This window comes from Streptomyces sp. NPDC028711 (assembly GCF_055565415.1).
This window is the reverse complement of the sequence record NZ_JBVHUJ010000004.1, coordinates 200,925-214,121: the sequence shown is the minus strand read 5'-3', so window position 1 is coordinate 214,121 and position 13,197 is coordinate 200,925. Positions and strand designations below refer to the sequence as shown.

12 protein-coding genes are annotated in these 13,197 nt (G+C 71.4%); 5 read left to right on the top strand and 7 right to left on the bottom strand.

Translation table 11 applies throughout. The annotated features are described in order from the left end of the window. Positions 1–170 precede the first annotated feature (170 nt). Together rarD and ACZ4VK_RS15385 are read left to right on the top strand one after the other, a co-directional pair. Positions 171–1,103, top strand: a complete 933-nt coding sequence (gene rarD, locus ACZ4VK_RS15390) for an EamA family transporter RarD (protein ID WP_468353284.1) — start codon at positions 171–173, stop codon at positions 1,101–1,103. 85 nt (positions 1,104–1,188) lie between these two features. Next, positions 1,189–2,049 (top strand): mechanosensitive ion channel family protein, encoded by an 861-nt coding sequence (locus ACZ4VK_RS15385; RefSeq protein ID WP_468352430.1) that lies wholly within the window; start codon positions 1,189–1,191, stop codon positions 2,047–2,049. A 9-nt stretch (positions 2,050–2,058) separates the two neighbouring features. Here the strand turns inward: ACZ4VK_RS15385 and ACZ4VK_RS15380 are convergent, their stop codons facing one another. Together ACZ4VK_RS15380 and ACZ4VK_RS15375 are read right to left on the bottom strand one after the other, a co-directional pair. Further along, on the bottom strand, positions 2,059–2,379 hold the full coding sequence (locus ACZ4VK_RS15380) for a DUF6401 family natural product biosynthesis protein (RefSeq protein ID WP_468352428.1): 321 nt from the start codon (positions 2,377–2,379) through the stop codon (positions 2,059–2,061). A gap of 29 nt (positions 2,380–2,408) precedes the next feature. Then, the gene (locus ACZ4VK_RS15375) at positions 2,409–3,827 is read right to left on the bottom strand and encodes an MFS transporter (protein WP_468352426.1); all 1,419 of its coding nucleotides are present in this window, start codon (positions 3,825–3,827) and stop codon (positions 2,409–2,411) included. 99 nt (positions 3,828–3,926) lie between these two features. Between ACZ4VK_RS15375 and ACZ4VK_RS15370 the strand changes: the two genes are divergently transcribed. Further along, positions 3,927–4,364: a winged helix-turn-helix transcriptional regulator gene (locus ACZ4VK_RS15370; protein ID WP_468352424.1), complete on the top strand. Its 438-nt coding sequence runs from the start codon at positions 3,927–3,929 to the stop codon at positions 4,362–4,364. Positions 4,365–4,413: 49 nt separating this feature from the next. Here ACZ4VK_RS15370 and ACZ4VK_RS15365 read toward each other — a convergent pair whose 3' ends face one another. Continuing rightward, positions 4,414–4,734 carry a hypothetical protein gene (locus ACZ4VK_RS15365; protein WP_468352422.1) on the bottom strand — a complete coding sequence of 107 codons (321 nt, stop codon included), beginning with the start codon at positions 4,732–4,734 and terminating at the stop codon, positions 4,414–4,416. Between the two features lie 156 nt (positions 4,735–4,890). Next, a complete protein-coding gene (locus tag ACZ4VK_RS15360) occupies positions 4,891–5,502 on the bottom strand; it encodes a GNAT family N-acetyltransferase (protein ID WP_468352420.1) in 612 nt (203 codons plus the stop codon). Between the two features lie 349 nt (positions 5,503–5,851). Here ACZ4VK_RS15360 and ACZ4VK_RS15355 point away from each other — a divergent pair, with 349 nt between their 5' ends. Continuing rightward, entirely contained in the window at positions 5,852–7,159 is a 1,308-nt protein-coding gene (locus tag ACZ4VK_RS15355; RefSeq protein WP_468352419.1) for a M28 family metallopeptidase, read from the top strand. An 81-nt stretch (positions 7,160–7,240) separates the two neighbouring features. Here the strand turns inward: ACZ4VK_RS15355 and ACZ4VK_RS15350 are convergent, their stop codons facing one another. Continuing rightward, on the bottom strand, positions 7,241–8,404 hold the full coding sequence (locus ACZ4VK_RS15350; protein ID WP_468352416.1) for a LolA family protein: 1,164 nt from the start codon (positions 8,402–8,404) through the stop codon (positions 7,241–7,243). A gap of 143 nt (positions 8,405–8,547) precedes the next feature. Continuing rightward, positions 8,548–9,558, bottom strand: coding sequence for a polyprenyl synthetase family protein (locus ACZ4VK_RS15345; RefSeq protein WP_468352414.1), 1,011 nt, complete (start codon positions 9,556–9,558; stop codon positions 8,548–8,550). 252 nt (positions 9,559–9,810) lie between these two features. Here ACZ4VK_RS15345 and ACZ4VK_RS15340 point away from each other — a divergent pair, with 252 nt between their 5' ends. After that, a complete protein-coding gene (locus ACZ4VK_RS15340) occupies positions 9,811–11,808 on the top strand; it encodes a CocE/NonD family hydrolase (protein ID WP_468352412.1) in 1,998 nt (665 codons plus the stop codon). Between the two features lie 51 nt (positions 11,809–11,859). Here ACZ4VK_RS15340 and ACZ4VK_RS15335 read toward each other — a convergent pair whose 3' ends face one another. Then, positions 11,860–13,191, bottom strand: coding sequence for a peptidase (locus ACZ4VK_RS15335; RefSeq protein ID WP_468352410.1), 1,332 nt, complete (start codon positions 13,189–13,191; stop codon positions 11,860–11,862). Positions 13,192–13,197: the final 6 nt, after the last annotated feature.

The window sequence follows — 13,197 nt, the reverse complement described above, 5'->3', positions numbered from 1 at the left end:
CGACAACACCGAATTGTCATGACCGTATTGCGGTACGGGCATGACAACCCGCCCCGCGCGGCGCTACCGTCGACACGACAGCGCGGCACAGGGCGGGAGGTCCGGTGAAGACGGAGACCACGGAGAACACGGAGCGAGCGGGATTGCTCTACGGGATCGGCGCCTACGGCATGTGGGGGCTGGTCCCGCTGTTCTGGCCCCTGCTCAAGCCGGCCGGGGCGATCGAGATCCTCGCCCACCGGATGGTGTGGTCCCTGGCCTTCGTCGGCCTCGCCCTGCTCGCCCTGCGCCGCTGGGGCTGGATACGCGAGCTCGTCCGCAGCCCGCGCAAGCTCGCCCTGATCACCGTCGCCGCCTCCGTCATCACGGTGAACTGGGGCCTCTACATCTGGTCCGTCAACACGGGCCATGTCGTCGAGGCCTCCCTCGGCTACTTCATCAACCCGCTCGTCACCATCGCCCTCGGCGTCCTCGTCCTCCAGGAACGGCTGCGCCCCGCGCAGTGGGCCGCCGTCGGCATCGGCTTCGCCGCCGTCCTCGTCCTGGCCATCGGGTACGGGCAGCCGCCCTGGATCTCCCTCACCCTGGCCTTCTCCTTCGCCCTCTACGGCCTGGTGAAGAAGAAGGTCAACATCGGCGGCCTGGAATCGCTCGCCGCCGAGACCGCCGTCCAGTTCCTGCCCGCCCTCGGCTACCTCGTCTGGCTCGGCACCCAGGACACCCTCGCCTTCGGCGGTCACGGCGCCGGGCACACGCTCCTGCTCGCCGCCACCGGCATCGTCACGGCGGTCCCGCTCGTCTGCTTCGGGGCGGCGGCGATCCGCGTACCGCTGTCGACGCTCGGACTCCTCCAGTACCTCGCGCCGACCTTCCAGTTCCTCCTCGGGATCCTCTACTTCCACGAGGCGATGCCGCCGGAGCGGTGGGCCGGCTTCTCCCTCGTCTGGCTGGCCCTGACGATCCTCACCTGGGACGCCCTGCGCACGGCCCGCCGCAGCCGCGCCGCGGTCGAGACGGCGAAGGCCACGGCGGCGGCGGAAGCGGGCCCCGCGACGGCGGCGGAGCCCCCGGTTCCCACCCCATCGGCCCAGCCTGGGCGCTGACAGCGGGCGGGCGCGGGCCACCCGTAGTTACGTCGGAGTTCCAGGCCCCCGAACGGACGGGGCCCTCCCGAGTGGAGAAGGCTCCATGTCGCAGCCCCTCGCCCTCTCGGTCGACTTCGGCCGGGGATTCACGGACGCGTGGTCCGCCGTCGCCGAGTTCGTACCGAAGTTCATCGGCTTCCTCGCGATCCTGCTCATCGGCTGGTTCGTCGCCAAGATGATCGCCAAGGTCGCCGACCGGCTGCTCCGCCGCGTCGGCTTCGAGCGGATGGCCGAGCGCAGCGGCGTCGCGAACACCCTCAAGGGATCGAAGTACGACGCCACCGGCATCATCGCCAAGATCCTCTACTACGCGGTCCTGCTGATCGCCCTCCAGCTGGCCTTCGGGGTCTTCGGCCCCAACCCGGTCAGCGTCATGATCAACGGCATCGTCGCCTGGCTGCCCAAGGCGATCGTCGCCTGCGTCATCGTCGTCGTGGCCATGGCCATCGCCCGCGCGGTACGGGACATCGTCGGCGGCGCGCTGAGCCAGACGTCCTACGGCAAGATCCTCGCCACGGCGGCCTGGGCGTTCATCGTCGGCCTCGGCGTGATCGCCGCGCTGAGCCAGGCGGGCATCGCTACCTCGGTGACCGGACCGGTGCTCACGGCCGTGCTCGCGATGATCGCGGGCGTCGTGATCGTCGGTGTCGGCGGCGGTCTCGTCACCCCGATGCGGGGACGCTGGGAGCGCTGGCTCTCGGCGGCCGAGTCGGAGACCGGGCGGGCCAAGGACCAGGTGGCGGCCTACCAGAGGGGCCGCGAGGACGCCCGGAGCGGGATGCCCTCGGCGCAGGAGCGGATGGCGCGGGGCGAGAGGCAGCAGGGCATGGGACAGCAGGGCATGGGGCGGGGCGAGACTCCGGAGCGCCGTCCCGGCCAGGAGCCCCCGATGGACCCGATGTAGGCCGGAGTGTCAGGCGTCCAGGAGCAGGTCGTGCTCCCGGATCAGCCAGCAGACCGCCGTCAGGCGCAGGGTCGCGAAGTCATGGCCGACGGGCTCGGTCCAGTCGACCTCGGAGAGCCAGTCGGTGAACCCGAGGACGTAGTCGGCGAGCTCCTCCCGCCGCACGGTCCGGCTCTCCGGTCCCCGCTGGGCGGGGACGAGGGCGTCGCACACGGCGGCCGCGTGCTGGTCGACGGCGGCCACGAGCCCCGGCTCGAAGGTGAACTCCGAGAGCCGGGGCATGTACGTGGCGGCGACGTCGATCAACGGGCAGCCGGGCGAAAACTCCATCCCTCCACATTAGGGGCGGGCGGGGGCGTTCAGACCGTGACCTTCGTCGCAGACTCCCGGACCCCAGGGGCCTCCTGGCCCGTCCCCCCGACGACTCGCGGGGCCTTCCCGCGTACCCCCGTCGCCGTGATCACGGCTCCCAGGGCGACCATGACCAGCGGGACGACGAGCGCCGCGCGGAAGCCGTCTAGGCCACCGCCCGCGAGGCCGTGGACCGCGGTCACCGCAGCGATGCCGACCGCCGAGCCGAACTGGGTCGCCGTCGTGAGCAGTCCGCCCGCGAGCCCCTGCTCCTCCTCCGCGACGCCGTCCGTACCGGCGATGGTCAGCGGCCCGTACGCCAGGGCGAACGCGAGCCCGCTCAGGAACAGGGTCGGGAACATGGCCGCGTACGACCAGTCCGGGCCGAGCGGCAGGAACAGCGCGTACGAGACGACCGCGAGGACGAAGCCGCCGAGGATCACCCTGGCGTTGCCGAACCTGGCCACGAGCCGCGGGGTCAGGGTGGGCGCGAGGACCGCGTCGACGCCCATCACCAGGAGGGCGAGCGCCGTCTGGAGGGAGGACCAGCCGCGCAGTTCCTGGAGGTAGAGCGTGGCCACGAACTGGCAGCCGAAGAAGGAGCCGACGAAGAGCAGGGCGCCCAGGTCGGCGCGGACGAGCGAGGCCTTACGGAGGATGCCGAGGCGGACGAGCGGGGTGGCGGCCCGGCGCTCGACGGCGACGAAGGCACCGGTGAGGAGGAGTCCGGCGGCGAGCGCGGCGACGGTGAGCCGCCAGCCGGCGAACCCGTGCTCCAGGCGGACCACGCCGTACGCGAGGAGCAGCATCGCGCCGGCGGCGGTGAGCGATCCGCCGAGGTCGAAGCCGCCCCTGACGCGGGCCGGGCGCGGCTCCTTCGGGATCAGCGCGATCGCGGCGGCCAGGATGGCGGCGGCGAGCAGGACGGGTGCGAAGAAGACCCAGCGCCAGCCGAGCTGGGTGAGCAGCCCGCCGATGACGAGTCCGAGTGAGAAACCGGCGGCCGCGGTGCCGGCGAAGACCAGGAGTGCCTTGTTGCGCTGGGGCCCCTCCTCGTAGGACGTGGTGATGATCGACAGGGCGGCCGGGGTCATGAAGGCGGCGGCGACGCCGGTCACGAAGCGGGCCAGGATCAGGGTCCAGCCCTCGTCGGCGAGGCCGCCGAGGCCGGAGAAGACCAGGAAGACGGTGAGCCAGCCGAGGAGCATCCGGCGGCGTCCGAGCAGGTCGGCGGCGCGGCCGCCGAGGAGGGTGAAGCCGGCGTAGCCGAGGACGTAGGCGGACATGACCCAGGCGGCGGTGCCGGTGGTGAGGCCGAGGTCGGCGCGGACGGAGGGGACGGCGACGGCGAGCATGGCGACGTCGATGCCTTCGAGGAAGATCGTCCCGGAGAGGACGAGGAGCAGACTCCAGGCGCGGAGGGACACAACTGCCTCCTGGGCAGGGCGGGTTGGGATGGCCGGTTACCGATCCGAGGGTCGGTTCCCTCTTGTAACCACCTGCATCCTGCGGGACCATCGGGTGCCATGGAAGAAGGCACTTTGAAGGAACCGAGTCACTGCGCGGGAACCTATGGAACCGGGGGCGACCCCGACCCCTTCCAGTGGGACACCCGGGAGGACTGCGAGGTCCGCCAGATCCTCGACCGCGTCGCCGACAAGTGGTCGCTCCTCGTCATCGCCCTCCTCGACCGCCGGGTCCTGCGCTTCACGGAGCTCAAGCACGAGATCGACGGCGTCAGCCAGCGCATGCTGACCGTGACCCTGCGCCAGCTGGAGCGCGACGGCCTGGTGAAGCGCACGGTCCACCCGGTGGTCCCGCCGCGCGTGGAGTACGAACTGACGCCCCTGGGCGGCACGTTGCACACCACGATCCGCTCCCTGGTCACCTGGACCGAGCAGCACCAGAACGAGATCGCGGCGGCACGGGAGGCGTACGACGCGAAGGAGGCGGCGACGGTGTAGCGGAAGCTCGACGGGCGACGGGGCGGGCGGCGCGACTCGGACGTGACCTCTACTGCCCGCTTCGTGAAACCATCGCAAGGAAGAAGACCAGCCCCGCCGCCAGAACGATCAATACCAGACAGCACGGTGCCGAGGACGGTGCCTTGAGGGGTGGGCCGGCTGCTATCTGCGCGGCCACTCGGCGCACGTCGTCGGCGTGATACCACATCTTGCCGGCGTACCCCATCGTGGTCATCCAGCTCTCCGAACGGACCCGCACCCCATGAGCGGTCGCGTTCACATACACCGAGCGAGGAGCGACGCCCCGCCACACGGCGCTCACCTGGCGCTCCGTCAGCCAGTCGTCCTTCTCGTCCCCCTCGTCCGCCATATTCCGCCCCTCCCCCTGCCGCCGGTGACACGACACCATGAACTGTCCCATAGGCAGGGGCAGTTCGACCCCATCGCTCCTCGGGGTTCCGACGCGGCGATCCACTTCCCGGGCCCGAGGCGCGCGCCTCGGGTCCGGGTCCACCACCGGCCTCCGCTACGACGGGTCCTGGGGCGCCCTGCGCATGGCCCACAGGGTCGGGCCGCCGCCCGGCAGGGACGCCTCGCCCAGGACGACGAAGCCGAAGTGCTCGTAGACGGGGAGGTTGTCCGGCTTGGAGGACTCCAGGTAGACGGGGAGGCCCGCCGCGTCGGCCCGGGCGAGCCCGGAGCGCAGCAGCGCGGAGCCGTGGCCCTGGCCCCGGGCGGCCGGGTCGGCGCCGATGACCGCGAGGTACCAGTGCGGCTCGGGCGGCGTGTGCGCGGCCGCCGCCTCGACGGCCTCGCGGAAGAGCCCGGCCCGGTCGCCGAGGATCTCCGTGAGCTCCTGGACGGTCCCGGCGTCGGGGACGGCCTTCTCCTGTCCCTCCGGCGTCACCCAGAAGGAGGCGGCCGCGGCGGTGCGCTCGCAGAAGCCGTGGAGCCCGTACTGCCGGGTGAAGAGGGTGGTGAAGTAGCGGCCGAGACCGGCCTCGCGCGTGGCGTCCTCGGGGAAGAACCAGCGCATCATCGGGTCGTCGCCGAAGGCCCGCGCCAGGGTGCGGCCGACCATCGGGGCGTCGTCGAGCGTTGCCGTTATCGGTGTGTTCGAGGTAGGCATACGGGTCATTCTGCACCCGGGATGATCTTCGTCGACCGGCGGGGGCACCTCCCCCGGCCGCACCGGGTGCCACCCGCACGGAGACCCGTCATCGGCCAACTGTCCGCTGGGCGAACGTGCCTGACCGGTTTCCGCTCTTGACGTGGAATCAAATTTCCCCTGAACATTCAGCACGCCCAACAGAACAACTGCGCAACAGAACAACTGCTCAACAGAACGACCGAGCCTCAGAACAACCGAGCGCCAGAACAACTGAACACCGCGCACGCACCCGTACAGCTCCAGCGCCTCGTGGCTCCCCGGCCCGAGGCGTCTCGCACGTTCCGTCCCATCCCCGTTCGGAATCCGGAGCCCCCACATGAACATCTCCGTGCCCAGACGCGTCACCGCGGTCGCCGCACTCGCGGCGCTCGCCCTCGGCGGACTCGCCGGCACCAGCGCCTCGGCCGGTCCGGCCGCCGCTGCCGCCGCGCCCGACATCCCGCTCGCCAACGTCAAGCAGCACTTGACGGACCTGCAGTCGATCGCCACCGCCAACGGCGGCAACCGCGCCCACGGCCGTCCCGGCTACAAGGCGTCCATCGACTTCGTGAAGGCCAAGCTGGACGCCGCCGGTTTCACCACCACCGTCCAGACGTTCACGTCCAACAGCGCCACCGGCTACAACCTGATAGCCGACTGGCCGGGCGGCGACCCCAACCAGGTCCTGATGGCCGGCGCCCACCTCGACTCGGTCTCCTCCGGCGCCGGCATCAACGACAACGGCTCCGGCTCGGCCGCGGTCCTGGAGACCGCCCTCGCCGTGGCCCGCTCCGGCTACCAGCCCTCCAAGCACCTGCGCTTCGGCTGGTGGGGCGCGGAGGAGCTCGGCCTGGTCGGCTCGAAGTACTACGTGAGCCAGCTGCCGACGACCGAGCGCTCCAAGCTCTCCGGGTACCTGAACTTCGACATGATCGGCTCGCCCAACCCGGGGTACTTCGTCTACGACGACGACCCGACGATCGAGACGACGTTCAAGAACTACTTCGCGGGTCTCGGCGTCCCCACCGAGATCGAGACCGAGGGCGACGGCCGCTCGGACCACGCCTCGTTCAAGAACGTGGGCATACCCGTCGGCGGTCTCTTCACGGGCGCGAGCCGCGTCAAGACCAGCGCCCAGGTGTCGAAGTGGGGCGGTACGGCCACGGCCTTCGACCGCTGCTACCACTCGTCGTGCGACACGACGGCGAACATCAACGACACCGCCCTCGACCGCAACAGCGACGCCATCGCCCACGCGATCTGGACGCTGTCCGGCTCCTCGACCCCGCCGCCCACCGGCACGGTCTTCGAGAACACCGCCGACGTGTCCATCCCGGACAACGGCGTGGCGGTGACCTCCACGGTCGACGTCACCGGCATCGCGGGCAACGCGCCGGCCACCCTCAAGGTCGATGTGAACATCGTCCACAGCTACCGCGGTGACCTGGTCGTCGACCTCGTCGCCCCCGACGGCTCCGTCTACAGCCTGAGCAACCGCTCCGGCGGCAGCGCCGACAACATCGTCCAGACCTTCACCGTGAACGCCTCCTCGGAGGTCGCCAACGGCGCCTGGAAGCTCCGCGCCCAGGACAAGGCCTCGGTCGACACCGGCTACATCAACAGCTTCAGGCTGACGTTCCCGTAGCCACACGCGAAAAGCTCCCGGGCGGATCGGTGACCATCGCCCCCGACCCGCCCGGGGTCCCAACCCGTCGTGCCCCGCCGGCTACTTGCCGGCGTTCGCCGCGTCCACGAGCGCGTCCTTCGTGACCGCGCCGACGTAGACCCTGCCGTCGTCGGTGAGCAGCGCGTTCACCAGCTTCGTCTTGAAGACGGTGCCCGAGCCGAACTTCCCGGTGACCTTGTCGCCGAGGGAGTCCAGGAAGCCCTGGATCTCCTTCGGCGCCTCGTCGGTCTTCGGCGCCGGGGCTCCGGTGTCGAGCTTCGCGATCGTCGTCCAGCCCTCGCCGATGACGTTCAGGCCCTGGCCGAAGTCGCCGAAGCTCTTCTCCAGGTCACCGAGGCCCTTCTCGAACTCCTCGGGGAACTTCTCCTCCCCCGCGCCCTTCTCGGCGGCGCCCTCCGTCACCTTCGCGCCCTCCGGGGCCTTGAAGGTGAACGCGGAGGCCGCGGGCTTGGCGAAGTCGACCTTCGTGAAGCCGGCGTCGACGACGGGCTTGCCGCCCTCCACCGAGGCGAGGGTGAACTTCAGCGGCGTGCCGGTCGCCGCGTCCACGGCGATCTTCACCGACTCGACCGTCGAACCGGTCTGCTTCGGCTTGATCACCAGCTGGTACGCGTCCCGGCCGGCCACCTTGGCCGTGCCGCCGACGGTGATCGACGTGGTGTCGCCCGCCGCCTTCAGGACCTCGTCCGCGAGCTCCTTGGGCGTGGTCGGCACCTCCTTGTCCGCCGGGGCCTCGGCGCCCTGCGGGGCCTTCTCGTGGAACACCTCGTTCGACTTGCTGTCGTACGCCCAGACGTCGTCGCCGTTGTGGATCAGGCTGTACTCGTCGGAGCCGTCGAGCAGGGTCAGCTTCTGGCGCTCGGGGCCGTCCGCCGCCACGCGCAGCGTGTGCGTGCCCGAGACGAGCTCGGTGAGCTTCTCCGACGGGTCGGCCGAGGAGCCGCCACCGCCGCCGGCGCCCCCGAGTCCCGACACCAGGCCGCCGAAGGACGGAAGCCCCAGGTCGGTGGAGATCTTGAACGTGCCGGACAGGGTCTGGGTGTCCGAGGCGGCGATCTTCTCGATGAGCTGCTGGGCCGTGATCTCCGGCAGGTCGGGGTCGCCGGACGCCGCCAGCGCCGGGACGAGTCCGATGGTCGCCGCGGCCACTCCTGCCACCGCGACCGGGACGATGAACCGGCTCGCCTTACGGGTCTCTGCCATGGTCTCCGCTACCTCCGTGGTCGATGTACCCATCTCACCAAAGCGGCGGCGTCGATGCGTCAGCCCCGGGGATCAACCTCACGTACTGCTTCGGGATGACCCGACCCTGAGACAGGGTCACCCGAGCGGGGGACCGTGCGGGGTCAGCCCGCGCGGTGGACCACCGCGTCGCACATCTCCGCCAGGGCCGCCTTCGCGTACCCGTCGGGCAGCGGCGCCAGCATCGCGCGCGCCTCCTCCGCGTACCGCACGGTGTCCCGGCGGGCCTGCTCCAGGGCCGGGTGGGCGCGCAGCCGGCGCAGCGCCTCGGCGTGCCGCTCGTCGTCGCTGAGGTCGCCGTCGACGAGGGCGACGAGCTCCAGGTCCTCCGGGCGCCCGTGGGCGGCCGCGGCGGCCCGCAGGTGGAGGACGGGCAGGGTCGGGATGCCCTCGCGGAGGTCGGTGCCGGGGGTCTTGCCGGACTCGTGGGAGTCGGAGGCGATGTCGAGGACGTCGTCGGCGAGCTGGAAGGCGACGCCGAGCCGCTCACCGTACTGGGTGAGGGTGTCGACGACGCTCTCGTCGGCGCCGGACATCATGGCGCCGAAGCGGCAGGAGACGGCGACGAGCGAGCCGGTCTTGCCGCCGAGGACGTCGAGGTAGTGGGCGACGGGGTCGCGGCCGTCGCTGGGACCCGCGGTCTCCAGGATCTGGCCGGTCACGAGCCGTTCGAACGCCTCGGACTGGATCCGTACGGCCTCGGGGCCGAGGTCCGCGAGCGTGTGCGAGGCGCGGGCGAAGAGGAAGTCACCCGTGAGGACGGCGATCGAGTTGCCCCAGCGGGTGTTGGCGCTGGGGACTCCGCGCCGGACGTCGGCCTCGTCCATGACGTCGTCGTGGTACAGCGTGGCCAGATGGGTGAGCTCGACGACGACGGCGGAGGGCACGACGCCCGGCGCGTAGGGGTCGCCGAACTGGGCGGCGAGCATCACGAGCAGGGGGCGGAAACGCTTCCCACCGGCGAGGACGAGGTGCTGCGCCGCCTCCGTGATGAAGGGGACGTCGCTCTTGGTGGCGTCGAGGAGGCCCGCCTCCACAGCCGCCAACCCGGTCTGCACATCGGCCTCAAGAGCCTGGTCCCGCACGCTAAGACCGAACGGCCCGACGACGGTCACGAGGGGGTCTCCTGTCTGCTGACGCCTGCTGACGATCACACGGATGGTTCACATGGACTGTTGAAGATCACACGGATTGTCGATGTGTCGCTGGATTCACTCAAGCCAGCGTATCCGGTCACCTTTCGATCACCGTGGGCGCCTTCCCGTCACCCCCGGTATGTTCGTGATCAGCTCATACGACCAGGAGTAGGCGTTTTGTCCCGAACGGCGATCTTCGGCGCCGCGCACCCCGTCCACCAGGGAGCCGTGATGAGAATCCGTACCGACTTCCCGTACGAGACCCGCCACGAGGACATCCGCATCCCCCTGCCGGACGGGACCAGGCTGTACGCGCGCGTGTGGCGGCCGCTCACCGACGAGCCCGTACCGGCCCTCCTGGAGTACCTGCCCCACCGCCTCACCGACGGGACCGCGCCCCGCGACCGGCAGCGCCACCCCTGGTACGCGGGCCACGGCTACGCCTCCGTACGGGTCGACGTCCGCGGCCACGGCAACAGCGAGGGCCTGCCGGGCGACGCGCACGACCCGGTCGAGCTCGCCGACGGCGTGGCCGTCGTGAACTGGCTCGCCGAGCAGCCCTGGTGCACCGGCGGGGTCGGCATGTTCGGCATCTCCTGGGGCGGCTTCGACGCGCTCCGGATCGCCGCCCTCACCCCCGAACCCCTCAAGGCGATCGTCACCGTCTGCTCCACCGACGACCGCTACGACAACGACGTCCACTCCATGGGCGGCTCCGTCCTCGGCGTCGGCACGCCCGCCCGGGCCGCCACCCTGCTCGCCTCCGTCTGCCGCCCGCCCGACCCCCGGTACGCGGGCGAGGAGTGGCGCACGATGTGGCTGAAACGCCTGGCGGCCGTCACCCCCCTCGTCCACACCTGGCTCGCCCACCAGACCCGCGACGCCTACTGGAAGCACGGCAGCGTCCGCGAGGAGTACGGCGCGATCCGGGCCGCCGTCCTCGCCGTCGGCGGCTGGCACGACCCGTACCGCGACACCGTCCTCCGCCTCGCCGAGCACCTCCCCCAGGACCGGGTGCGCGGCATCATCGGCCCCTGGTCCCACCAGTACCCCGACCGCGGCCTGCCGCCGGGGCCCGCCATCGGCTTCCTCCAGGAGACCCTCCGCTGGTGGGACCACCACCTCAAGGGCGTCGAGAACGACGTCATGGCCGTGCCGCTGCTGCGCTCCTGGATCAGCGAGTCGCACCCCCCGGCCACCGTGTACGAGGAGCTGCCGGGCCGCTGGGTCACCGACCCCGCCTGGCCGTCCCCGCACGTCACCCCCGTCACGTACGCCTTCCAGGGCGCCCCGGTCGTCGTCGACTCGCCCCAGCAGACCGGGCTCGACGCGGGCCGCTTCCTCCCCTGCGGCAACGACGCCGACCTGCCCCCGGACCAGCGCGCCGAGGACGCCCACTCGGCCTGCTTCGACTTCCCCGTCCCCGAGGACGGCCCGGCGGTCGAGATCCTCGGGCGGCCGTCCGTGCACCTCGCCCTGCGCGCCGCCGCCCCCACCGGACAGGTCATCGCCCGGCTCTGCGACATCGCACCGGACGGCTCCTCCACCCTCGTCACCCGGGGCGCGCTGAACTTCTCCGCCCGCTATGGCCTCGACCGGGCCGTGGAGGCCCAGATCGGCGAGACGGAGAGCCTCGCCTTCGAACTGAACGGCATCGGGCACGGCTTCCGGCCGGGCCACCGGGTGCGCCTCGCCGTCTCCTCCACGTACTGGCCGTGGATCTGGCCCCAGCCGGACGCGGCGGGCTTCACGCTCGACCCGGCGGGCTCCTCCCTCACCCTGCCGGTGCGCCGCCCCACCGGGTCCACCGTCACCTGGGAGGAACCGGAACAGTCCGAGCCGCTCGGCGTGGTCGTCCCGGCCACCCTGGAGGAACCCCGCCCGGAGCGTCTTGTGGTCAGGGACGTGGCGAAGGGCGAGTGGACCCTGGAGGTCGACCCGAGGTACGGCGGCACGCGGGTCTACCCGGACGGCCTGGAGTTCACCGAGAACGCGAGGGAGACGTACACGATCGACGAGAGCGGCCCCCTGTCCGCCCGGACCCGCTCGGAATGGACGATCCGGCTGCACCGGCCGGAGGACGCCTGGGACGTCACGGTCGACACCCGCTCGGAGGTCACCTGCGACGCGCACTCCTTCCTCACCACGGACGAGGTGGTGTGCAAGGAGGCCGGGGAGGTCGTCTTCCACCGCACGTGGGAGGAACGGATCCCGCGCACGGCGGGCTGAGTACGCGGAAGGCGCCCGTACCGGAACCGGTACGGGCGCCTTCCCTTCCGCTTAGGCCTTCGCGCCGGCCTTGCGGCGGGCGAGGACCAGCGCGCCGGCGCCGAGGGCGACGGCCGCACCGGCGGCGAGGCCGAGCGGGAGGGTGTCGTTCGCACCGGTGGCGGCGAGGGTGCCGGACGAGCCGCCCTGCTGGGTGACGTTGTTGTTGCCGCCGGTGGTGACGGTCGGCGCCGGGGTCGGCGTCGCGGTCGTCGCCGACGGGGTCGGCGTCGGCGTGGGCGTCGGCTTCGGCTTGTCGCCCTTGGCCGCGAGGATGTCGAAGTCGGCGTCCTCGAAGTCGCCCATGCCGCAGGAGCCGTCGTTGTTCTCGTACTCGGCGTAGGTGAAGGCCGAGCCCTTGCCGGCGGGGGCGTCGGCGTCGACCGTGAGGCGCAGCTTCACGTCGTAGCTGGCGCCCTTGGCGAGCTCGCCGATCTCGATGGACTCGAACTCCTCGGTGAACGTCGTCCACTCGAGGTTGTCCGCGGAGGACCACTCGACGGGGATGAGCCGGCCGGTGAAGTCCGTCTCCTCGTCGATGACCTCACCGGGCTCGGGGGCCCGCAGGGCGTTGGCGAAGGCGTGGACGGCGTCCAGGGTGCCGTCTGAGGTGTTGGTGACCCGCAGCGAGAAGAAGGCGGGCTGACCGGCGGTGACCGTCTTCGGACCGCTCAGCGTGATGTCGAGGGAGGGGTCTTCCTCGCACTCCCCGCCGATCTCCTCGAAGAACGCCAGCTCCTCCTTGGCCTCGTCGAGGTCCTCGGAGGCGGCCTTCTTCACCTTCTCGGCGAGGGTGACGACGCGGTCGGCGGCGGCGATGGCCTCGCTCAGGTCGCCCTCGGCCTCGGTGACCGCGGTGACGGCGGCCTCCGCGGCGGTCGCGGCGAGCCCTGCGGCCTCCTTCGCCTCGACGACCTTGGCGGCAGCGGCCGCCTTCTCCTCTTCGGTGGCCTCGGGGAGGAGGTCCTTCTCCGCCTGCACGGCCGCGGCGAGCGCCGCGTCGGCGGCGGTCTTCTCGGCAGCGGCGGTCTCGGAGGCGGCCTTCGCGTCGGCGACGGCCTTCTGGAGGGCGTGGCCGGGCTTGTTCAGCTCCTCACGCGCCTTCTTCGCTCCGTCGAGTTCGAGGACGGCCTCGTCGTACGCCTTCTGCGCCAGCGCGACGGCGGCCTTCAGCTCCTCGATCGAGGGCATGTCCTCCTCGGGGTCCTCCTCCTCCAGCGCGGGCTTCTGCGTCGTCGCGGACGACGGCTTGGTGTCCGCAAACGCGGGCGAGGCGGAGAGGAACACGACCGGGGTGGTCACAGCGGCGGCCACGGCGGTCGCGAGAATGCGACGAATCTTCACAGTGCG